Consider the following 21,571-nt stretch of genomic DNA (forward strand, 5'->3'; position numbering starts at 1 on the left):
TCCATTCAGTTTTGTGACTGTAAACTGCCACTGAAAACTGCTAACTAACAAGTAGCGTTCTTGGATCTGTAACTACTCCTTCTACTGCAGATGCTGCAGCTACTAAAGGACTTGCTAATAACGTTCTGGATCCTGGTCCTTGTCTTCCTTCGAAGTTTCTGTTCGATGTTGAAACTGATAATTTTCCTGCTGGAATTTTATCATCATTCATTGCCAAACAAGCAGAACAACCTGGTTCTCTTAAAACGAAACCTGCATCTGTAATTATTTTATCTAATCCTTCTGTGTTAATTTGATCTACCACTTTATGCGAACCTGGAACCAACCAAGCAGTAACATTGTCTGCTTTTTTTCTTCCTTTTACAATAGAACAAAATGCTCTAAAATCTTCTATTCTTCCATTTGTACAAGATCCTAAAAAGACAAAATCAATGGGCTTACCAATCATAGAATCGCCTTCACTAAAAGACATATATCCTAACGATTTTTTATACGTTTCTGCTCCTCCTTCAACATTTGCAGCTGTTGGAATCGATTTTGTTACGCCCATTCCCATTCCTGGGTTTGTTCCATAAGTAATCATTGGCTCAATATCTGAAGCATCGTAATTAAATTCTGCATCAAATTCTGCATTTTCATCAGTATATAAAGTTTCCCAATATTTCATGGCTTTGTTCCAATCTGCTCCTTTTGGAGTTAAAGAACGTCCTTTTATATATTCGAAAGTTTTTGCATCTGGAGCAATCATTCCTCCTCTTGCACCCATTTCTATTGACAAATTACAAACTGTCATTCTACCTTCCATAGACATGTCTTTAAAAACATCTCCTGCATATTCTACAAAATAACCAGTTGCACCAGAAGTTGTTTGTTTGCTAATAATGTACAAAGCAACATCTTTTGGAGTAACGCCTATACCTAATTTTCCGTTTACGTTAATGCGCATTTTTTTAGGTTTTGGTTGCATAATACATTGTGTAGACAAAACCATTTCTACTTCCGAAGTTCCAATACCAAAGGCAATTGCACCAAATGCACCATGTGTAGATGTGTGAGAATCTCCACAAACAATGGTTGCTCCTGGTAAGGTAATTCCGTTTTCTGGACCTACAACATGTACAATTCCATTATTTTTATCTCCTAAACCCCAGTGAGAAATCCCATGCTTTTTCGCATTGTTTTCTAAGGCATCTAATTGATTCGCAGATAATGGATCCTCTACTGGTAAATGTTGATTTACTGTTGGTGTGTTATGATCTGCAGTCGCAAAAGTACGCTCTGGATATACAACTGTATTTCCTCTGCCTTCTAATCCTAAAAACGCAACAGGACTGGTAACTTCATGAATAAAATGACGATCGATAAAAAACACATCTGGTCCGTCTTTTACACTACGAACTACATGTGAGTCCCATACTTTGTCAAATAATGTTTTTGCCATTTTTATTTTATATTTAGTAACTATTTCTTGTATCAGCTATCAAATATAAAGCTTTCATTAGATTTTTAGGTTTTAGAAGTGTTTCTTACATTATATTCAACTGTTAAAGTTGTTTTTATGTATTTGATTTACAGTTTTTTAACCTATTTTAAAATACGATGTCTATTTGTTTTGTAGAATTTTTTATTATGTTAAAAATTAAAAATGCTAAAATTGAATATTACAGTGAAATTGATATAAATTCTAAAATGAGAACTGAACTTGAAATAATAGGAATTCTTTTTATATTACCATAAATACTGAAGGAATTATTATTTAGAAAGGAATCTTAAACTACCTAATTTCTAACTAACTTCTAGAATAATTAAAAGCTAATTATAAACTTTAATATTTTAGTCGTTTCTTATAAATCTCTCTCGAAGCTTAAATTTTTTTGTTTAATTTTAAACTATTTCTGGTTAAAGATATTTATTTGGTAACAATAGTTTAATTTATTTTGAAAAAATTGTAACAAAATGAATAAATTAGTCGTCTAAATAGAGGATTAATTTACGAAACTACCTATGAAAACCTATATATATCCATTATTTCTTTTTATTTTATGCATTGGCTGTACTTCTCAAAAAAATTCTGATGAATTTATAAAAGCAACTGAAGGTCGTTATTTATTTAACGAAAACGAAGTAATTGAAATCTATTTTAAAGATAAAGTATTAAAAGCAAAATGGCGTGGAAACAACGATATTGATTTGCTAAAAGTAAACGATAGTGCTTTTTATATGAAAGAGTTGAACGAAAAAATGGTTTTTGTAAGCACTCCAAAAATGCATATAGAATTGGCTCCAAAAAAAGAACATAATGGCGTTATTTATCATTTCAAAAAATTAAATAAAAGCGAAAAAACTCCTAACGAATATTTCGAAGCAGAAGAATATGACAAAGCTCTAAAAGCTTTTTTACTCGTTAAAGAACAAGATTCTTTAAGCCCTATAATTAAAGAACGAAGAATTAACTCTATAGGTTACAAACTTTTAAAAGAAGGAAAAGCAAAAAAAGCAGTAGAAATTTTTAAAATAAATATTGCCTTGCATCCTAAAAGCTCGAATGTTTACGATAGCACAGCAGAAGCGTATCTTGTATTAAATAAGAAAGAAAAAGCAATTGAATATTATAAAAAAGCATTGGTTATTAATCCCGAAAATTACAATGCAAAAAGAGCCTATAAAAAATTAACAGAAGAAAAATAATGGATTTAGGACTTAAAATCTAAACCAGCTAAACGAAACGAATATCTGGCTGAGCCTGTAGAACCTTCAGTTACAGTTTTTAGTAGCAGTAACAAATTAAATCTTTTTGGTGTCTGCAACTTTGCTAGAAAAAAAAACTCAAAACAATATTTAATTTTATTTTTTTTGAAAATACTTGTATATTTAAACCTTAAGTTATTAAATAATGAAAACCGCACAAGAATGGTTTGATGAGTATGCTATAAGTCATCAAAATAAAACCAACCAATTGGTACACTATATTTGTGTTCCATTAATTTTCTTTAGCGTAATCGGACTTTTAATGAGTATTCCAACTTCGCTTTTAGAAAATACTTTTCGTTTATATAATCCGCTTATAGAAAATTGGGCAGTAGTAATTGGTATTGTAATTTCTTTCTTTTATTTGCGTTTGGGATTTTGGTACTTCTTAAATATGTTATTTGTAATCTTGCTTTGCATTGTTGGAAATTTCTGGTTGGGAAATACTACAAATCTTTTATATACCTCGATAATTATTTTTGTTTTGGCTTGGGTTGGTCAGTTTTGGGGACATAAAGTGGAAGGTAAAAAGCCTTCTTTTGCAAAAGATTTACAGTTTTTGTTGATTGGCCCACTTTGGGTGATTCAAAAATTGAGGAGGAAGTGATAACTATTAGGTTTCAATTGAGAAGATAGACACTAAGTTTACAAATTATGACTGCCAACTTATGATAAAAATAAAATATGAAACCAGAAATAACTTTCGATGATTTTTTAAAAGTTGATATTAGAATAGGAACCATTATAGAAGTCAACGATTTTCCGAAAGCTAAAAAACCAGCCTATCAATTAACCATAGATTTTGGTGGTTTAGGAATTAAAAAGTCAAGCGCTCAAATAACAGATTTGTATTCAAAAAAAGATTTGTTAAACAAACAAGTTTCTGCCATCGTTAACTTTAAGCCAAGACAAATTGCTAACTTTATAAGTGAAGTTTTAGTAGTTGGTATTTATAACACTAATGGAAATGTGGTTTTACTACAAGCTTCTAAGAAGGTTAAGAATGGAGAGCAGGTTAGTTAGGGTCTTCAAGTTTAATATCGTGAGTTCGATTTAAGAAACAATATATGACTGTATCTTAGTTTTTTGACAGACAACCACTTATACTTCCACTTCCTGTAATCTCGACAATAGGAAAAATTTAATAGTTTATAACTATAATTTGTAAGATTCCTGCGTCATCCAAATAACATTGATTTTTTTTTAAGAAAAATATTTAAATAATTAATTAGTAGTTTGTCGAACTTACGTTAAATAGTAAAATAAAAACTTTGCGTCTCTACGACTTTTCGAGAAACATTAATTCTTAGAATTATTCAAAATAACCAACGCTCCAATTATACCTGGAATCCAGCCACAAAGCGTTAATAAAAAGATAATTACAAAAGAACCACAGCCTTTATCTATTACCGAAAGTGGTGGAAAGAAAATGGCAAAAAATACTCTAAAAAGACTCATAATATAATGTTGATTTAGATATTATTAAGACGATTAAAAGCTGTTTTTGTTACAAACCATCTATTATTTAAGCACTTTTAGAAGACAATAAACACCTCTGTATACCAATTAAATAAGCCCATTTACATTATCGTAACATTTAAAAAGAAACTTAAAATCTTAAAAAAATTATAGTCTTTTTACTTTTGAGATCAGTTAAGATTGGTACTTCTAAGAGCAACAAATAAATGACTCTTACCAACGTTTATCTTGAGCGCAGTCGAAAAACAGGGATATTAGACTTTAAAACTACATCCTATCTAAAACAGCCTTATTAATTTTCTTAATTAAACCTGGGCCTTCGTAAATAAATCCTGTATATACCTGAACCAAATCTGCACCAGCATCTAATTTTTCTAACGCATCTTCTGCAGAATGGATACCTCCTACTCCAATAATAGGAAACGATTTATTGGATTGATCTGCTAAATATTTAATTACTTTTGTACTCTGGTTTTTAATTGGTTTTCCACTTACACCACCATTTCCAATTTCGGCTAAACGTTCTTTAGAGGCTTTTAAGTTTTCTCTTGAAGTAGACGTGTTTGAAGCAATCACACCATCAATTTTTGTTTCTGCAACCAAATCTATTATTTCATCTAATTGAATATTATTTAAATCTGGAGCAATTTTTAATAAAATTGGCTTCTTAATTTTAAAAATTTTATTTTCTTTTTGGCAAGCAGTAATCAATTCTACCAAATAATCTTTGTCATTTAATTTTGCGTGACTTCCCACATTTGGGCAACTAACATTTAGCACAAAATAATCTACAAAAGGGTGTAATTCTTTAAAAACTGTAATATAATCTTTTGTATAGTTTTCTGGTTTGGTGTCTGTATTTTTTCCAATATTTCCACCAATAAGCACTTTATGTTTATTTTTCTTTAGGTTTTTAATCGCTTCTTCTACTCCATTGTTATTAAAACCCATTCTATTGATAATTCCTTGATCGTCTTTTAAACGGAACAATCTTTTTTTAGGGTTTCCAACTTGACCTTTTGGAGTAACCGTTCCAACTTCAATAAAACCAAAACCAAGGTTTGCCAATTCGTTATATAAAACTGCATTTTTATCGAAACCAGCAGCTAAACCAACAGGATTTTTAAACGTTAAACCGAAAACAGTTTTTTCTAAACGTGTGTCATTTACCTGATACATACTTCTAAAAATAGACGCTCCAAAAGGAATTTTGCATAAAATTCTAATTAGAAAAAAGGTAAAATAGTGTACTTTTTCTGGATCGAAAAGAAAAAAGATGGGTCTTACTATTAATTTATACATTTCTATTCTAATTTACTACTTTTTTTTGATTTTTCGACTTTTAAATATGTAATTATAAGAGCGAGTTTTATTTTAGTTTTACATTATGGTTGCATCTGGTCAGTTATAAGTTCTACTTACCTCATTTAGTTTTATTTCATTTAAACCTTATCGTAAAACAGCATCTAATTTTTTTTCGAATGTTTGCTGTAATTTTTGCATTATTTTATCTATTTGTTTGTCTGCCAACGTTTTTGTTTCGTCTTGTAATAAGAAACTAACTGCATACGATTTTTTACCTTCTGGCAACTTATCTCCTTCATACACATCGAACAAATCTACTTCTTTTAGTAAATTCTTTTCTGACTGAAATGCCAAATTATACACTTCTTTAAAAGCTGTTTTCGAATCTAATAGTAACGCCAAATCTCTTTTTACTGCTGGAAATTTTGGTAATTCAGCAACTTTAATTTTTTTATTTCCTGTTAATTTTAAAATGGTGTCCCAATTAAAATCAGCATATAAAACCTCTTGTTTAATTCCGAATTCTTTTAGCAAACTGTTTTTTACTACTCCAAATTCTACCAATTTCATTTTTCCTAATCCAAAGGAAATTCCTTCAGAAAAAACATCTAATTTACTAGGTGTCGATTTTAAACTATCGATTCCTAATCTACTTAAAACACTTTTAATGATTCCTTTTAAATAAAAGAAATCCGATTTTTGATTTACTATTTTCCAACTATCATTTGTTCTGTTTCCTGTTACAAAAAGTGTTAGATGTTTGTTTTCCTGGTATTTACCAGAATATTTATGATATGTTTTACCAAACTCGTAAAACTTTAAAGAATTATTTTTTCTATTGATATTATAAGAAACGGATTCTAAACCACTAAACAACAAAGATTGGCGCATTACTTTCAAATCGTTACTTAATGGGTTTAGCATTTCTACATTTGCTTCCTCATTAATATTTTCCGATAAAGTTCCATATTGGGGCTTTGTTAATGAGTTTGCCATAGTTTCATTAAAACCTTGTGCTGTTAATTGGTTTGCAACCACATTTTCAACCTTTGTTTCCTTATTAGAATCAAAAGAAATTGAGGTGTTTAATTTATGAGAAAACTCAATATTATTATAACCATACACTCTTAGAATTTCTTCGATAATATCTGCTTCTCGCTGTACATCAGTTCTATAAGAAGGAATTGTTAAGCCTAAACCTCCTTCTGTTTCGCTATTAATTTTAATTTCTAAAGAAGCTAAAATATTTTTAATTGTTTCTCTCGGAATTTCTTGTCCAATTAATCTGTACGCATTTTCATAAGATAAGAATACTTGAAAATCTTCTAGTTTTACTGGATAAAAATCAGAAATATCAGAGGCCATTTTACCTCCTGCATATTCTTCAATTAATAAAGCTGCACGTTTTAGTGCATATTCTGTCATATTAATATCAATTCCTCTTTCGAAACGAAAAGAAGCATCTGTATTTAAAGCGTGTCTTTTTGCTGTTTTTCTTACAGAAACAGGGTTAAAATAAGCGCTTTCTAAGAAAATTGAAGTCGTATTTTCTGTAACTCCAGATTGTAAACCTCCAAAAACTCCTGCAATACAAAGAGGGTTTGAATCTCCATCACAAATCATAATATCATTAGAAGACAATTCTCTTTCAACATCATCTAAAGTGGTAAATTTTGTTCCTTCTTCTAAAGTTTTTACCAAAATTTTATTTCCTTTTATTTTCTGGGCATCAAAAGCATGTAAAGGTTGCCCAAGTTCATGTAGCACATAATTTGTAATATCTACAATGTTGTTTTTAGGAGTAATTCCAATAGCTTTTAATCTATTTTGAATCCATTTTGGAGAATCTTTAACGGCTACATCTGTAATGGTAATTCCACAATATCTTGGAGTTTGGTCTTTATCTGCTACTTCTACATCGATTCTTAACGTTCTTTCATCTACATGAAAATCGCTTACAGAAGGCGATATTAATTCTAAATTTACGTCTTGTTGCATTAAACCTGCCCTTACATCTCTTGCCACACCAAAATGACTCATAGCATCTGAACGATTTGGCGTTAAACCAATTTCGAAAACGTAGTCTGTTTCTATATTAAAAACTTCGGAAGCTAAAGTTCCTGTAGCTATTTCTGCATCTAGCACCATAATTCCATCATGGCTTTTGCCTAAGCCTAATTCGTCTTCGGCACAAATCATCCCATAACTTTCTTCTCCTCTAATTTTTCCTTTTTTTATTTTAAAACCTTCTCCTTTATCATCATATAAAACAGTTCCAATTGTGGCAACAAGTACTTTTTGACCAGCAGCAACATTGGGTGCACCACAAACAATTTGTACAGGGTTTGCTGTTCCTAAATTTACTGTGGTAACTTTTAACCTGTCTGCATTTGGGTGCTGTACACAAGTTAAAACTTCGCCAACAACAATGCCTTTTAGACTACCTTTTATAGATTCTTTGGTTTCGATACCTTCTACTTCTAATCCTAAATCAGTTAATAACTCTCCTGTTTTTACTGGTTCCCAATCTATTTGTAGAAACTGCTTTAACCAATTGTACGAAATTTTCATATTTTCTTTTTGAAGTTTTCAGGCGCAAATTTACTGAAATTCTCGTTTTTTTAAGCATTTTTACAGTAAAATTAAAGTTCTACTCTCAAAGTGAAAAAGTAATATATCGAAACTTTTTTTTATTGATTTTTAAATAATTTTCAAAGCATAAAATTTGCAACTAATTAAGTTATTATAACTATTTTTAGTGTTCTATAAAGCAGGGCAATAGTTCAACTAAAAACCTCTATATTATTATAAAAACTAACACAATTGCAATAAAATGAAATGCTGTAGGTTTATAATTTAAGAATTAGATATCTTTGCAGTAAATTAATGAGTTTCATGTTTAAAAAAATACCCAACTACATAAAGTACATTTTTACAAATGTGTTTTTCTTATTTGTTTTTACAAGTATTTTTAGAATTATTTTTTACAGTTTTTTTGCTAATTTAGAAAATGCCACTTCTGTAGAAGTAAGAAAAGCTTTTTTATTAGGACTTCGTTTCGATTTAAAATTAGCTATTATTACGCTTTTCCCTTTGGCAATACTTGTTTTAATTACAAATTATCGCTTTTTAAAAAACAGAATTTATAAAAGAATTGCTACTATTTATTTGTCTATTACTTATTTAATTCTCACTTTATTTTTTCTGTTTGATTTTGGTTATTACGACTATTTAAACATTCGTTTAGATGCTTCTTCTCTTCGATTTTTAACCAATTTAAAAATATCTGGACAGGTTTTGGTAGAAAGTTATCCTGTTTATAAAGGAATTATAGGATTACTAATCCTTATTTTTATCATTTATAAATTTTCGAAATCTATTTACAATCGTTTTTCTAATGTTGAAGAAAAACGTTCTAAAAAAGTAAAAGCTCTTTATTTTATAACTACTGTTTTATTGCTTTCATTCGGAATTTACAATAGTTTTACTCATTATCCTTTACGTTGGAGCCAGGCTTTTTTCTCTAAAAACAATGCTGTTAACCAATTTACCTTAAACCCTGTATTATATTTCTTTGATAGTTTTGCCTACAGAAGTGAAGGCGTAAATATGGAAGAGTTTAAAAAATACTATCCTGTTATTGCCAAACATTTAAATTTACCAAAGGATAAAATTTCTTTTGAAAGAAAAGTAGTTTTTGATTCCACATATACGAAAAAGCCAAATGTAGTTATTGTAATGATGGAATCTGTTGGAATAACAACGATGAGTTTTTATGGAAACCCCATAAAATCGACCCCCAATTTAGATTCATTAATTAATGTAAGTACGAGTTTCCCTAATTTTTATGTTCACAAAGTAGGAACTGCTGCCAGCGTTTTTGCAAGCGTTACAGGATTACCAGATATTGAAGATGTTAGAACTGCTTCTAGAAATCCGTTACTGCAAGACCAACGTATTATTTTCGATCAATTTAATGGTTATGAAAAACTATATTTTTTAGGAGGAAGTGCAAACTGGGCGAATATTAGAAGTATTTTTCAATCGAATATTAGGGGGTTAAAGATTTTCGAAGAAGGAAGCTATAAAACCGAAAAAAGAGCAGATGTTTGGGGAATTGACGATTATGAATTATTTAAAGAGTCTAACAAAGAATTGCTAAAATTACATCAACAAGAAAAACCTTTTGTTGCTTATATTCAAACTGCTTCTAACCACATGCCTTTTACGGTACCAGACGAAAAAGAAGCTTACAAACCTTTAAAAGACAATGAAATTTCTGAAGGTTTGTTAGAAAAAAGTGGCTTTAAATCTTTAGCTCAATTAAATGCTTTACGATACTTAGACTTTAACATTGGTCGGTTTTTAGAACGTGCAAAAAAATCTGGTTATTACGAAAATACGATTTTTGTGTTTTTTGGAGACCATAATACAGCCATGAAAAGGACGAATTTATATCCAAAAGAATTCGATTTAAATATTCAGCTACAGCATGTTCCTTTTTTAATTCATGCGCCTAAATTTGTAGCTTCAAAAACTATTTCTAAAAACGGAAAAATAATCGATTTGTTTCCAACAGTAGCAAGTTTAGCGAAGATAAATTATACGAATTATACTTTAGGAAACGATTTGTTAGACAGCACACAAACCAACACTACTTCTTTTGTTTACTTAGGAATTAATGGAGAACCTGCAGTGGGTATTTTACAAGATAGCTTGTATTATTCGAAAACTAACGTTACCAAAACAACTGGGTTATATAATTTAAAAACAAAAGGGTTAAAGAACATTAAAGAAGATAATATAGAAAGAGCACAACAAATGGATAGTTTGCTTTCTGCTTACTACCATTCTACAAAGTATTTATACTTTAACAACAAGAAGCGTTAGAGTTAAAATTGTATTACGAAGTTTACTGAGAAAAATACAGCGTTTCGTAAAGTATGTTTATAGACTTTACTAATTTAATGCAGGTTCGATATATTACTAATTGATTATTAACTACTTAATTTTTTTTTGAAAATTAATATCATTCTGATAACGCAGGAAGAGGAATCTTACAAATTGTAGTTATAAATTATAAAATTTCTCCTATCGTAGAAATGATACAGAAACATAAAACACTGTATGTTAATTTATTAAAACAAAGTTCTATATTGTTTCTTAAATAGAACTCAAATTAATTTATAAAAATTAAGCTAATGTTTTTTTATTTTATATTGAATAAAAAAGTTCTATTTAGCAAAAGAGACTTTGTCTATTTTCTTATAGAGTGTAAAGTATAAGTTTGCAAAAATAGTTCCTATTGTTATTCCAACAAAAATATCGAGAGGAAAATGTACTCCTAAATATATACGACTGTAGGAAAAGAGCACTGGAAAAAACAACAATAAAGCACTGTATTTGTATTTTCCTTTTAATAATAAAATAACATAGACCGTAAAAAATGTAGATGTGGTTGCATGCCCAGATATAAAACTAAAACTTTGTGGATTTATTAAAGTTCTTAGTAAATGGTCTATTTCTGGATCGTTATTTGGTCTTAATCTTTGGATGTAATTTTTTATGAAATTTGTAAATTGATCTGAAAAAGCGACCAAAACAATCATAGACAAGATCATAAATACCCCACGTTTCCAACCAAAGGATTTTATGATTAAAAAAAAGATAAGAAGAAACACTGGAGTCCAATTAAATTGATTGGTTACAAACAACCAAAAAGAATCCCAGTGTTCGTTTCCTAAATTATTTAGGAAAATTAAAATTTCTTTATCTATTTTTAGTATTCTGTCTAACAAATTATTTACCTACTTTTAAAACTTCCACCTCAAAAACAACATCTGCTTTTGCTGGAAATGGGCCATATTTTTGTTCGCCAAAAGCTAGGTAATAAGGAATAAAAAAACGAGCTTTCTCTCCTTCTCTTAATGTTAAAACACCTTCTTTAAAACCAGTAATCATTGGTTTTGCTTTATCATTTAACTGAAAAACAAGGTTTTGACCACCTTTATCGAAAGTAGATTGTATTTTTTGACCATCTGCAACGTAAATCGTATAATCTACAGTAACTTTTTTATTCTCTACAACCTTTGTTCCTTTAGTGCTTTTTAACTTTAGAATTCGCAAACCAGAGTTTGTTTTGGTTGCTTTGTCCTCGTTCATCTTAGCCAAAAACGCTTTTTTCTTCTCTAAATAAACTGCGTATCTTTTTTCGTCTAGTTTAGATTGCTCTACTAATTTTTCTTTCTTTGCTTTTTCGAATTTAGCAAACTCTTGGTTAAAAACTTTAGAAGCATTAAAATTTTCGGCTTCTGCACCAATTTTAATTATTTTAATATTACGAATCGTATCGAACTGAGCAATTTTATTAATAACAGCCATTCGTGCAGAATCAATTGCTTTTGAAAGTGCTAAAGAATCTGAAAATTTTTTCTTTATTTTTTTTAATTGTGTTGAATTTACAATCGTTTTTCCAAAAACAGTATGTTTTCCATCTAAATGAGGAATGGGTCTATGAGTTATAAAAATTTGACTTCCATTTCCATCTGGTCCACCATTTGCCATAGATACAATTCCTCCATCATTATGTTTATACAATAAATTTCCAACAGAATCTTTAGGAAACTCATCTCCAAAAACATACCCTGGATTTCCAGTACTTGTTTCTGTATGGTCTCCTACTTGAATTATAAAATTAGGAACCACTCTATGGAAACGAATACCATTATAGTAAGGTTTTCCTGCGAAAGAATCTGTAACTTTTGTATTAGAACCATCTGCTAAAGAAACAAAATTGGCAACCGTCATTGGAACATCTTTCGAATATAATTCTAATAATATATCGCCTTTATTCGTTTGTATTTCTGCATAAACGCCTTCTTTTAGGTTTTTATACTTTTCTTTAGTGGAACAAGAAATTATTAAAACAAATAGAGAAAAAATAGATAAATACTTTTTCATTATTGCTTAACGATATCTAACAATTCTATTTCGAATACTAAAGTAGAAAATGGTTTTATATTTTCTCCTCTTTGTTGTGCTCCATAAGCCAATTCCTGTGGAATAAAAAACTTGTATTTAGCGCCTACTTTCATTAACTGTAAGCCTTCTGTCCATCCTTTAATAACTTGGTTTAAAACAAACTCCGAAGGTTCTCCTTTATCTACAGAACTATCAAACACTTTACCTTCTATATTTGTTCCATGGTAATGTACTTTTACTTTTGTGGTAGGTGATGCTGGCTTTTCTCCAGTTCCTTCTTTCAAAACAATATACTGTAAACCACTATCTGTAGTAACAACACCTTCTTTCTTTTTGTTTTCAGCTAAAAAGTCTTCTCCTGCTTTTTTATTGTCTGCAAATTTAACCTCTGCTTCTTTTGCTGCTTTTTCTTGCTGTTCTTTCATTTGAGCCATTTGCTTTTTTCTCAAATAAGTATTTATAACATTTTGTACGTCTTTTGTTTTAATTAGAAAATTTGTAGAATCTACTCCATTTAAGTATCCTTGAATGTAAGCATCGTTGTTTACTTCTTTTAAATTTGCTCTAAATTGAGTACCCATACTTAAACCAATGGCATAACTAACAGAATCGATTTCTTTTTCTAATGTTTTAACTTCTTTAATTTGTTTTCCACAAGAGAACATTGTTACTGTAATTGCTACTACTGCTAAATTTTTTATTACTTTCATTTTTAATTTAATTTATTATTTGTTTATTTAATATCTAATAATGTTACTGTACTTTTTATACTTTTATTTATTCCTATTTTGTTTCCATCTCCAGAAATACCAAATGCATTGTAAGATGGAAGCACAAATGTAATGGTTTCTCCGATTTTCATCAACTTTATTCCCTTTTGTATTCCAGAAATAAAATCTTCTTTGTCTACACTGTAATTTTTAATACCTAATTCTTCCTTACTATAAATTATAGAATCGTTTAAATCGCGAATATCATATGCTATAACAGCAATATCTCCTGCTTTTGGTGTTGCTGTATTTGCTTCAATTTTTGTAATGTAAGTGTACCAAAACCCATTTAAAGAATTTGTATACTTATTTATTGAGTCTTTTTCTATTAATTGTTCGATTTTCTCTTCTTCAACCTTATTTAATTGTTTCGATTCTTCAATTGCTTTTTGAAAAATAGTTGTAGAAGGTTTTGGGTTAATTGGTTTCCTAGGTGTCGATTTGGAACAGCCTACCAAAATAATTCCACAAAATAAAAGCATTTTAATCTTCATAAGACGCATTTAATTCTTCTTTATAATTTGGTAATAATGATGTGAATTTCGTAACAGTTTGCGCCAAATTTAAATTTGATTTTCCTCCAGCTGCATTATCATGTCCTCCACCTTCGAAATGATTTCTCGAAAAGTTATTTACAGAGAAGTTTCCTTTCGATCTAAAAGAAATTTTAATAATATTTTGCTCTGCATCTTCAATAAAAATAGCCGCAAAAATTATTCCTTTTAAAGAAAGTGCATAATTTACAACACCTTCTGTATCTCCTTTTTGAAAATCGAAACGTTTCTTTTCTTCGTTAGTTAAAGTAATGTAAGCAGTTTTATAGGATGGTAAAATTTGTAAATTACTCAATGCTTTTCCTAATAATAATAATCTATTATACGAATTTGCATCATATACATTGTTATGAATTCTATCGTTTTCTGCTCCTTTATCAATTAAATCGGCGATAACTCTGTGTGTTTTACTGGTTGTAGATCGAAAACGGAAAGAACCTGTATCTGTCATAATACCTGTGTATAAACACGTAGCAATGTCTTTATCTATTAGCTCCAAATCGTTGTTCATCTCTATAAATTGATACACCATTTGGCAGGTAGAACAAATTGTAACGTCGGAATACATATATTTTACATCATCTGGTTGTTGATGGTGATCTATCATCGCAAAATCATTTGGGTATTTCTCTAACGTATTTTGCATATCGTTGCCAACTCTATGCAGTGTATTAAAATCTAAAAGGAAAATAATATCCGAATTATTAATGGCTCTTTGCGATTGTGAGTTTTGCCAATCGAAACGATATACACCTTTAGAACCAGGCAACCAATGTAAAAAATCTGGATATTCATTTGGAACCACAACAGTTGGGTTGTGTCCTTTTTTTGTAAAGTACTGACACAAAGCCAGTGAAGAACCTATAGCATCTCCATCTGGATTTCGATGTCCTATTATTACAATGTTTCTTGGTTTATCTAGAAACGTTTTTAATTTGTTAAATCCTTTTAAAATCATAGTTTGCGAAGATACAATTTAATAGTATTTCGTAAAATTATTTTTATTCTCAATTATAAATCATTTTTTATGCTGATAATTGACAACCAAACCAATAAATACAAAATTTAGGGCAAACTCATATTTTAAAAAAACTTCTTTTTTTACATTAATGCACGAGTTCTCAATCTTTAAACGTAAACTGGACACGCTATCGAATGACTACCAGGTACTTAGGTGTTTTTATTAAAAAAACAAATGTCATTTAGATGATGCAGGAAGAGTAGTCTTACAAATTGTAGTTATAAATTTTGAGATTTTTCCTATTGTAGAAATGATAGAAAGCGTAAAATAAAGAATTTTATTTTTTATCTGAAATTAATATTTAAAATAGAAAAAAATGTTAAAAAAAACAAAAAAATATAGAGGGGTGTCAAAAAATTAAACGTAATAGTATATATAGTTTGGTGTATGAAAGAATTAAAAATAAAAAAAATATTTGTAAAGTTTATAAATAACGAAGCAAATATTGTAGAATTAGAAATTTTGGAGAAATGGTTAACAAACTCCAATAATTTAAAAGTCTTTAATAAATTTATATTAGTAGAATACTTGACCAAATGTAGCGTGCAAGACTATAATTTAGAGGAAGTTAAATTTGAAATTTATAGAAAAATAAAAGCCAATAGAAGACAAAAAAGAATTAGAATGTTAAAGCAAATTTCTTTTGCAGCCTCTATAGTTTTGGTTAGTGTTTTTAGCTATATTGTTTTTAATCAAAATCAAAATCAAAAATTCACTAATACTCCAGTCAAAGAAACAAATGTAATAAAACCAGGGACAGATAAAGCGATACTAACTTTAGGGAATGGCAATCAAGTGAGTTTAACGAAAGACGAAACGTATAAAAATAATTACTTAAAAAGTAATGGTAAAAAAATAACCTACGACAGTAAAGATGAAAAAACGATCCAGAATGATGTTATAGAATTTAATAGTTTAACGATTCCTAGAGGAGGAGAATATGCTATAGTTTTTTCAGATGGATCTAAAGTTTGGTTAAATTCTGAGACTAAATTAAAGTACCCAACAAAATTTATTAGTGGAAAAGAAAGAAATGTTGAACTTTTATATGGAGAAGCATATTTCGAAATATCACCGAGCTCAAAACATAACGGATCTAAATTTAATGTTATTACAAAAGGGCAAAAAGTAAGCGTATTTGGAACCGAATTTAATATTAAAGCCTATAATGACGAAGCCGTAATTGCTACTACACTCGTTGGTGGTAAAATTCAAATAGAAAAAGGTAACATCAGAAAAATTTTGGTTCCTAATCAGCAAGCAAGAATCAACCGAGACTTAAATACAATAAGCATTGTATCTATTGATGTTTCAAATGAAATTGCTTGGGTAAAAGGATTGTTTAGTTTTGAAGAAGCTAGGTTAGATGAAATGATGAAAACACTATCAAGATGGTATAATATGGATGTTATTTTTGAAAATTCAAGTAGAAAAAAAATCGAATTTACAGGAATTTTAGAAAGAACTAAAACAATTCAAGAAATAATTAACATTATAAAAAAAACAAGTCAGAAAAACGAAATAATATTTAAAATTGAAGATAAAATTATAAAAATAAAATAAAAAAAGGAAAAGACTAAAACCTTAGACCGTAATAGTCTTTTTCCTAAAACGATTTTTCTAATTAACACTAAGTTTAACCAAAATCAATACAAATTTATGAAATTTAAAATTACTATTGGTCTTTTCTCAAAACAGAAACGGCTGTTAAGATTTATTATGAAGACATTTATTTTTTTATGTTGCACTACAATATTTGCTTTTACTACCGAGAACGGATTTTCGCAAGATGCAGATATTAACATTTCTAAAAGTAAAACCATGTCTGTTAAGCAAGTTTTTAAATTAATTAACAAGCAAGCAGACTACAAATTTATTTATCGACACGATTTAATAAAAGTAATACCTAAACTACCTCTTAATAAAGGGGTTATAAAGGTAAGCGCTTTGTTAAATAAATTTTTAATTCCTTACGGTTTTTCCTATAATTTAACGGAAAATAACACCGTAATTGTTCATAAAAAAAATACCGAACTTAATCGGCCTATTGTTGTACAGAAAAAAACGATAAAAGGTGTTGTCTTAGATATTAATAACCAGCCACTACTAGGAGCTTCTATTTTTGAAAAAGGAACAACAAATGGAACACAAACAGATTTTGATGGTAAGTTTTCTTTAAATGTATCCAATGCCAGTGCCATACTTGTGGTTTCTTATGTTGGTTTTATAACACAAGAGGTCGCTGTTAATACCCAACAAACGAAGTTTACGATCGTACTGCAAGAAGATACAGCTTCATTAGATGAGATAGTAATTGTAGGATATGGAAAACAAAAAAAAGTAAACCTAACAGGAGCTGTAGGAACTGTAAAAGGAAAAACCTTAGAAAATAAACCAGTAGTTAATGTACAAGAATTACTACAAGGTAAGGTCCCTGGATTAAATGTTAGCAACAGTTCAGGCCAGCCAGGTAGTGGAGCCAGTATAAATATTAGAGGAACATCTACGATAGGAGGAAGCTCGGGAGTTCTTGTAATTATAGACGGCATACCTGGAAATATCTATTCCGTAAACCCAAATGATATTCAGAATATTTCTGTTTTAAAAGATGCAGCATCTGCTGCTATTTACGGGGCAAGAGCTGCGAACGGAGTTATTTTAATAACAACAAAGAGCGCTAAAAATCACGAAGGTTTGCGAGTATCTTTAACAACGAGTATGGGGGTCCAAACCCCACAACAATATATAGATTATGTTGGCGGAAAAGACTATATGACTTTATATAATTTAGCCAGTGTTAATGATGGATTGACAGAACGATATACTCCAGCAGATTTTAAAGATTTAGAAGATGGTAAATTACCAGATAATAAATGGTATCGTGAAATTTTTAAAAAAAACCAATTTATTAATAATAACTATTTATCTTTATCAGGAGGTAACGATAAAATTACTACTAGACTTGGTATTGGTTACGATAAACAATCTGGAGCTTTACCAAGAGATAAGTATAAACGATTGGTGGTACACCCAAAATTAAACTACAAAATAAATAATTGGTTGTCATTAGATGCCAATGTTCAATACACAAAAACCAATATAGAAAGACCACAAGGTGCAGGAAGTGCATTAACTAACGCCATTCGTGTTTCACCTATTACCCCTATAAGAACTGCTCAGGGAAGGTTTCAGGGACCTGGTGGTATTCCAGGAGGTAACCCAATAGCTATAATTGAAGAAGGTGGTACAAATTCTCAAATATTTAAAGAGATGACAACTATTTTGTCTGCAACATTAACTCCCTTAGAAGGTTGGAATATTAAACCCCTCTACTCACACTCTAATAGCCAGACTCAAACACATAATTTTTCAAAGCCTATAACTTTATATAATGCAGATGAGACTGTATTTAGTAAAGATCCATTAAGTAATCAAAGTATTTACGATGCTTTCGGTACAAGTGTTACGGAAATTTTACAAATTTCTACAGATTATACATTCAACCTTAATGAAAACCATTCTTTTTCCGTTTTTGCATTAGCTTCTCAGGAAGTCTCTAAAGGAAATAATTTTAGTGCTTCTCGATTAGATCCTGCATTTGAAAATATATATGTATTAAATATTGCTGTGGGAACTAAAGATAATTCGGGTTTTGCGTACAACGAGTCTATTGCATCCTTTGTTGGTAGGGTTAATTATAATTATAAAGAAAAGTATTTATTTGAAGCTAGTTTAAGACATGATGGTACATCTCGTTTTAAACCAGGTTATCAATGGGGTACATTTCCTTCTTTTTCGGCAGGATGGAATATACATAAGGAGTCTTTTTTTGAAAATAATATCAACTTTATTTCAAAATTTAAAGTAAGAGGATCTTGGGGGAAATTAGGAGATGCTTTAAAAGTGAACCGTTATGAAACCAGAAATATTCTTGGTTTTAATTCTGGAGTGTATGCTTTTAATGGAACTCTTGTAGGTGGAGCAGCAGCAACAGCTTCATTTTTAGATAATTTATCTTGGGAAAGTTCTACCAAATCTAATTTAGGAATAGAAATAGGTTTTTTTGATAATAAATTAAGTTTAGAGTTAGACCTTTTTAAAGATCTTAGAACCGATATTTTATACAGAGAACCTGTACCAGATGAATATGGTTTGTCTGCTCCATTTACCAATACTTTAAAAATGGAAAACAAAGGTTTTGAATTAACACTAAATTATAGAGAAAAACTTGGAGAAGAATTACATTTTAATGCAAATTTTAATATATCGCACTCTAAAAACAAGGTATTAGATCTTAGAGGCTCTGGACCTTGGAAGAGTAGTAGAAACATTACAGAGGTAGGTGCTTCTTTAAATTTACCATACGGATTACAGTCTAATGGGCTTTTTAGAGATCAAGCAGATATAGATAATAGTGCTACACAAGTAAATGTAAAACCAGGTAATATTAAATATGTAGATCAAAATGAAGATGGTGTTATTAATGCAGATGATCGAGTGGTATTAAATGATAAAAATGCATTCGCTTATGGTTTCAATTTAGGTATTGAATATAAAAGTTTTAGTTTAAATGCTAATTTTTATGGTAGACACAGAGCTTTACGATATATGGATGGTGTTGAAGGATGGGCATTCTTTTTAGCAGATAATGCAAGACCAATGCATAAAGATAGTTGGACGCCAACTAATTTAGATGCAAGTTTCCCAAGATTAAGTTTAAATAGTGGTGGTAACGATGCATCATTTTCTGATTATTGGTTAAGAAAAGCAGATTATCTAAAGCTTCAAAATTTAACATTTGGCTACACATTACCAAAAGCATTAACCGATGTAGTTGGTGTTAAAAATGGTTCAGTATCATTAATAGGACAAAATTTGGCAATTTTCTCTAAATACGAAGGCTTTGATCCTGAGGGAGGAATATATCCATTACCTAGAACGATAACGATGAGTCTTCAATTAAACTTTTAAAAGTAAAGAAACATGAAAAATATAAAAATAATATTAATTTTATTGGTTGTAGGTTATGTTACATCTTGTTCAGATGTTTTAGACCAACCACCATTACATGCGCCAGATGAAAGTTCATTTTGGAGCTCAGAAGGCGATGCTCAAAAAGCACTAAATGTTTTATACACCTATTTACCAAACGCAAGAAGATGGTGGGCAGAATGTTTAAGTGATAACTCTATTATGACCAATGCTTGGGGAGAAGGTGGTATGGGACAAATAAGTCAAGGAGATTTAACTCCATCTACAGGTTATTTAACAGCAGGAGCACATAGAGAATATAATTATAACCAGATTAGAAACATTCTTTATTTTCTAGAAAATATCGATAAATTAGAAGCTTCTACTAACTTAGAAAACATGAAAGGACAAGCCTATTTTTTATTAGCGTTCAGGTATTTTAGAATGTCTAGATTCTGGGGAGATATAATTCTGTTTAAGAAAACTGCTACTTTAGATGAATCGAAAAAGGCTACTAGAACTCCATCAAAAAATGTTTTTGCCTTTATTTTAGAGAATTTGAATCAAGCCATTCCATTGCTTGATGATGTTCATGATAAATCAGGTATTATAACTCAAGATGCTGCCATTATGCTAAAAACAGAAGTATTAATGTGGATGGCTTCTTTAGATGACTTTAGGGATACAAAAATTTCGGATAAATCGAGTACAGAACTTTGGGCAGAAGCAGCAAGTACTATTGGTACATTAATAGATAAAAAACGATATAGTTTACACCCCGATTTAGTTACTTTATTTCAAAGTAGCACAAATAACATTGATGATGAGACTATTTTAGCAAGACAATATGTTGAAGATGAGATAACTAATTTCATCAATATCTTAGGTTTGCCAGGAGGTACAGGTTTACGTGGTGGTGGATGGGCCTCGTTTAGTGCGCCTAGAAACTTAATTGACGATTATCAAGTAGATGATGGTAAGGGAATTAAAGAATCTCCTAATTATGATATCGTAGAACCTTTTAAAAATAGAGATAAACGTTTAACTTCTTGGTTTTTACTTCCTGGTGTAGATGTTCTGAGACAAGATGGAACCATGACCCCATTTGATTCTCATCCAGATAACAATAAAACAGAAGCTCTTGGTGGCGAAGGTGGTGGAGGTAGAAGTGGCTATTGGTGTACTAAGTATGTAGAATTGGAAGCTACAGCTACTTTTGGTTATCAAAACTGGATTCTTTATAGATATGCGGATGCACTTCTATTATATGCCGAATCATTAAATGAGTCTGATCCAGGCAATGCAAAAATTGCAAAAGCAATGAATCAAATAAGAACCAGAGCTGGTTTACCAGGAGTAGATGCTCTTTTAGGCGATCAAGATGCAATGAGACAAGCTATTCGTCATGAAAGACGTGTAGAACTCGTAAATGAAGAAAAACGTTTATGGGATATAATGCGTTGGAAAATTGCACACATTGTTCTAAACCCTCCAGGAGGATTTGTTTATGGAATTAATAAAAATATTGATGATTATAATAATAGACAAGGTGATTGGACTGTAGAAAAATTTATTGCAGAGCCCAATAAGTTTGAAGACCACTTTTACTTTTGGCCAATACCACAAAGTGTTATTGATAAAAATGCTAACATCACTCAAAACCCTGGTTATTAAAAATAAAAAAATATTTGTTTGAGTTAATCTGAGAATACCAAGGATTTATTAAATCCTTGGTATTTATT

16 protein-coding genes are annotated in these 21,571 nt (G+C 30.0%); 7 read left to right on the forward strand and 9 right to left on the reverse strand.

Features of this window, described 5'->3' with window-relative positions:
• Positions 1 to 40: 40 nt before the first annotated feature.
• A complete protein-coding gene (leuC, locus tag J3359_RS05155; RefSeq protein ID WP_208079668.1) occupies positions 41 to 1,441 on the reverse strand; it encodes a 3-isopropylmalate dehydratase large subunit in 1,401 nt (466 codons plus the stop codon).
• 563 nt (positions 1,442 to 2,004) lie between these two features.
• Here leuC and J3359_RS05160 point away from each other — a divergent pair.
• The 3 genes from J3359_RS05160 to J3359_RS05170 all read left to right on the forward strand — a co-directional run bounded on the left by J3359_RS05160 (position 2,005) and on the right by J3359_RS05170 (position 3,771).
• On the forward strand, positions 2,005 to 2,688 hold the full coding sequence (locus tag J3359_RS05160) for a tetratricopeptide repeat protein (protein ID WP_208079669.1): 684 nt from the start codon (positions 2,005 to 2,007) through the stop codon (positions 2,686 to 2,688).
• 205 nt (positions 2,689 to 2,893) lie between these two features.
• Positions 2,894 to 3,355, forward strand: coding sequence for an Mpo1 family 2-hydroxy fatty acid dioxygenase (locus tag J3359_RS05165; RefSeq protein WP_208079670.1), 462 nt, complete (start codon positions 2,894 to 2,896; stop codon positions 3,353 to 3,355).
• Positions 3,356 to 3,432: 77 nt separating this feature from the next.
• The gene (locus J3359_RS05170; RefSeq protein WP_208079671.1) at positions 3,433 to 3,771 is read left to right on the forward strand and encodes a tRNA-binding protein; all 339 of its coding nucleotides are present in this window, start codon (positions 3,433 to 3,435) and stop codon (positions 3,769 to 3,771) included.
• 276 nt (positions 3,772 to 4,047) lie between these two features.
• Here J3359_RS05170 and J3359_RS05175 read toward each other — a convergent pair whose 3' ends face one another.
• From J3359_RS05175 to pheT, 3 genes are all read right to left on the reverse strand, one after another.
• Positions 4,048 to 4,206 carry a YqaE/Pmp3 family membrane protein gene (locus J3359_RS05175; RefSeq protein ID WP_208079672.1) on the reverse strand — a complete coding sequence of 53 codons (159 nt, stop codon included), beginning with the start codon at positions 4,204 to 4,206 and terminating at the stop codon, positions 4,048 to 4,050.
• Between the two features lie 288 nt (positions 4,207 to 4,494).
• Positions 4,495 to 5,529 (reverse strand): quinone-dependent dihydroorotate dehydrogenase, encoded by a 1,035-nt coding sequence (locus J3359_RS05180; RefSeq protein WP_208079673.1) that lies wholly within the window; start codon positions 5,527 to 5,529, stop codon positions 4,495 to 4,497.
• Positions 5,530 to 5,676: 147 nt separating this feature from the next.
• The gene (pheT, locus tag J3359_RS05185) at positions 5,677 to 8,103 is read right to left on the reverse strand and encodes a phenylalanine--tRNA ligase subunit beta (protein ID WP_208079674.1); all 2,427 of its coding nucleotides are present in this window, start codon (positions 8,101 to 8,103) and stop codon (positions 5,677 to 5,679) included.
• Positions 8,104 to 8,427: 324 nt separating this feature from the next.
• On the opposite strand from pheT, the gene J3359_RS05190 reads away from it, so the two are divergent.
• Positions 8,428 to 10,422 (forward strand): LTA synthase family protein, encoded by a 1,995-nt coding sequence (locus J3359_RS05190; RefSeq protein ID WP_208079675.1) that lies wholly within the window; start codon positions 8,428 to 8,430, stop codon positions 10,420 to 10,422.
• Positions 10,423 to 10,766: 344 nt separating this feature from the next.
• Here the strand turns inward: J3359_RS05190 and J3359_RS05195 are convergent, their stop codons facing one another.
• From J3359_RS05195 to J3359_RS05215, 5 genes are read right to left on the reverse strand one after another with little or no spacing between them, the layout of a single operon-like run.
• The gene (locus J3359_RS05195; protein WP_208079676.1) at positions 10,767 to 11,330 is read right to left on the reverse strand and encodes a phosphatase PAP2 family protein; all 564 of its coding nucleotides are present in this window, start codon (positions 11,328 to 11,330) and stop codon (positions 10,767 to 10,769) included.
• A gap of 1 nt (position 11,331) precedes the next feature.
• On the reverse strand, positions 11,332 to 12,492 hold the full coding sequence (locus J3359_RS05200; protein WP_208079677.1) for a peptidylprolyl isomerase: 1,161 nt from the start codon (positions 12,490 to 12,492) through the stop codon (positions 11,332 to 11,334).
• A complete protein-coding gene (gene bamJ, locus J3359_RS05205; RefSeq protein ID WP_208079678.1) occupies positions 12,492 to 13,223 on the reverse strand; it encodes a BamJ family beta-barrel-assembly machinery protein in 732 nt (243 codons plus the stop codon). The genes J3359_RS05200 and bamJ overlap by 1 nt, the downstream gene beginning before the upstream one ends.
• A 23-nt stretch (positions 13,224 to 13,246) precedes the next feature.
• Entirely contained in the window at positions 13,247 to 13,777 is a 531-nt protein-coding gene (gene gldI / locus J3359_RS05210) for a gliding motility-associated peptidyl-prolyl isomerase GldI (RefSeq protein ID WP_208079679.1), read from the reverse strand.
• The gene (locus J3359_RS05215; protein WP_208079680.1) at positions 13,767 to 14,795 is read right to left on the reverse strand and encodes a DHH family phosphoesterase; all 1,029 of its coding nucleotides are present in this window, start codon (positions 14,793 to 14,795) and stop codon (positions 13,767 to 13,769) included. The genes gldI and J3359_RS05215 overlap by 11 nt, the downstream gene beginning before the upstream one ends.
• Positions 14,796 to 15,245: 450 nt before the next feature.
• Between J3359_RS05215 and J3359_RS05220 the strand changes: the two genes are divergently transcribed.
• The 3 genes from J3359_RS05220 to J3359_RS05230 all read left to right on the forward strand — a co-directional run bounded on the left by J3359_RS05220 (position 15,246) and on the right by J3359_RS05230 (position 21,503).
• A complete protein-coding gene (locus J3359_RS05220; RefSeq protein WP_208079681.1) occupies positions 15,246 to 16,421 on the forward strand; it encodes a FecR family protein in 1,176 nt (391 codons plus the stop codon).
• 156 nt (positions 16,422 to 16,577) lie between these two features.
• Positions 16,578 to 19,829 (forward strand): SusC/RagA family TonB-linked outer membrane protein, encoded by a 3,252-nt coding sequence (locus tag J3359_RS05225; RefSeq protein WP_208079682.1) that lies wholly within the window; start codon positions 16,578 to 16,580, stop codon positions 19,827 to 19,829.
• Between the two features lie 12 nt (positions 19,830 to 19,841).
• Entirely contained in the window at positions 19,842 to 21,503 is a 1,662-nt protein-coding gene (locus tag J3359_RS05230) for a RagB/SusD family nutrient uptake outer membrane protein (RefSeq protein WP_208079683.1), read from the forward strand.
• The last annotated feature ends 68 nt before the right edge of the window (positions 21,504 to 21,571 follow it).

Source organism: Polaribacter cellanae (assembly GCF_017569185.1).
Lineage (GTDB): Bacteria > Bacteroidota > Bacteroidia > Flavobacteriales > Flavobacteriaceae > Polaribacter > Polaribacter cellanae.

What these genes read in the sequence shown, in the direction of transcription:
- leuC (WP_208079668.1), bottom strand. Translation starts at nt 1,441, where the DNA reads ATGGCAAAAACATTATTTGACAAAGTATGGGACTCACATGTAGTTCGT.
- J3359_RS05160 (WP_208079669.1), top strand. Translation starts at nt 2,005, where the DNA reads ATGAAAACCTATATATATCCATTATTTCTTTTTATTTTATGCATTGGC.
- J3359_RS05165 (WP_208079670.1), top strand. Translation starts at nt 2,894, where the DNA reads ATGAAAACCGCACAAGAATGGTTTGATGAGTATGCTATAAGTCATCAA.
- J3359_RS05170 (WP_208079671.1), top strand. Translation starts at nt 3,433, where the DNA reads ATGAAACCAGAAATAACTTTCGATGATTTTTTAAAAGTTGATATTAGA.
- J3359_RS05175 (WP_208079672.1), bottom strand. Translation starts at nt 4,206, where the DNA reads ATGAGTCTTTTTAGAGTATTTTTTGCCATTTTCTTTCCACCACTTTCG.
- J3359_RS05180 (WP_208079673.1), bottom strand. Translation starts at nt 5,529, where the DNA reads ATGTATAAATTAATAGTAAGACCCATCTTTTTTCTTTTCGATCCAGAA.
- pheT (WP_208079674.1), bottom strand. Translation starts at nt 8,103, where the DNA reads ATGAAAATTTCGTACAATTGGTTAAAGCAGTTTCTACAAATAGATTGG.
- J3359_RS05190 (WP_208079675.1), top strand. Translation starts at nt 8,428, where the DNA reads ATGTTTAAAAAAATACCCAACTACATAAAGTACATTTTTACAAATGTG.
- J3359_RS05200 (WP_208079677.1), bottom strand. Translation starts at nt 12,492, where the DNA reads ATGAAAAAGTATTTATCTATTTTTTCTCTATTTGTTTTAATAATTTCT.
- bamJ (WP_208079678.1), bottom strand. Translation starts at nt 13,223, where the DNA reads ATGAAAGTAATAAAAAATTTAGCAGTAGTAGCAATTACAGTAACAATG.
- gldI (WP_208079679.1), bottom strand. Translation starts at nt 13,777, where the DNA reads ATGAAGATTAAAATGCTTTTATTTTGTGGAATTATTTTGGTAGGCTGT.
- J3359_RS05215 (WP_208079680.1), bottom strand. Translation starts at nt 14,795, where the DNA reads ATGATTTTAAAAGGATTTAACAAATTAAAAACGTTTCTAGATAAACCA.
- J3359_RS05220 (WP_208079681.1), top strand. Translation starts at nt 15,246, where the DNA reads ATGAAAGAATTAAAAATAAAAAAAATATTTGTAAAGTTTATAAATAAC.
- J3359_RS05225 (WP_208079682.1), top strand. Translation starts at nt 16,578, where the DNA reads ATGAAGACATTTATTTTTTTATGTTGCACTACAATATTTGCTTTTACT.
- J3359_RS05230 (WP_208079683.1), top strand. Translation starts at nt 19,842, where the DNA reads ATGAAAAATATAAAAATAATATTAATTTTATTGGTTGTAGGTTATGTT.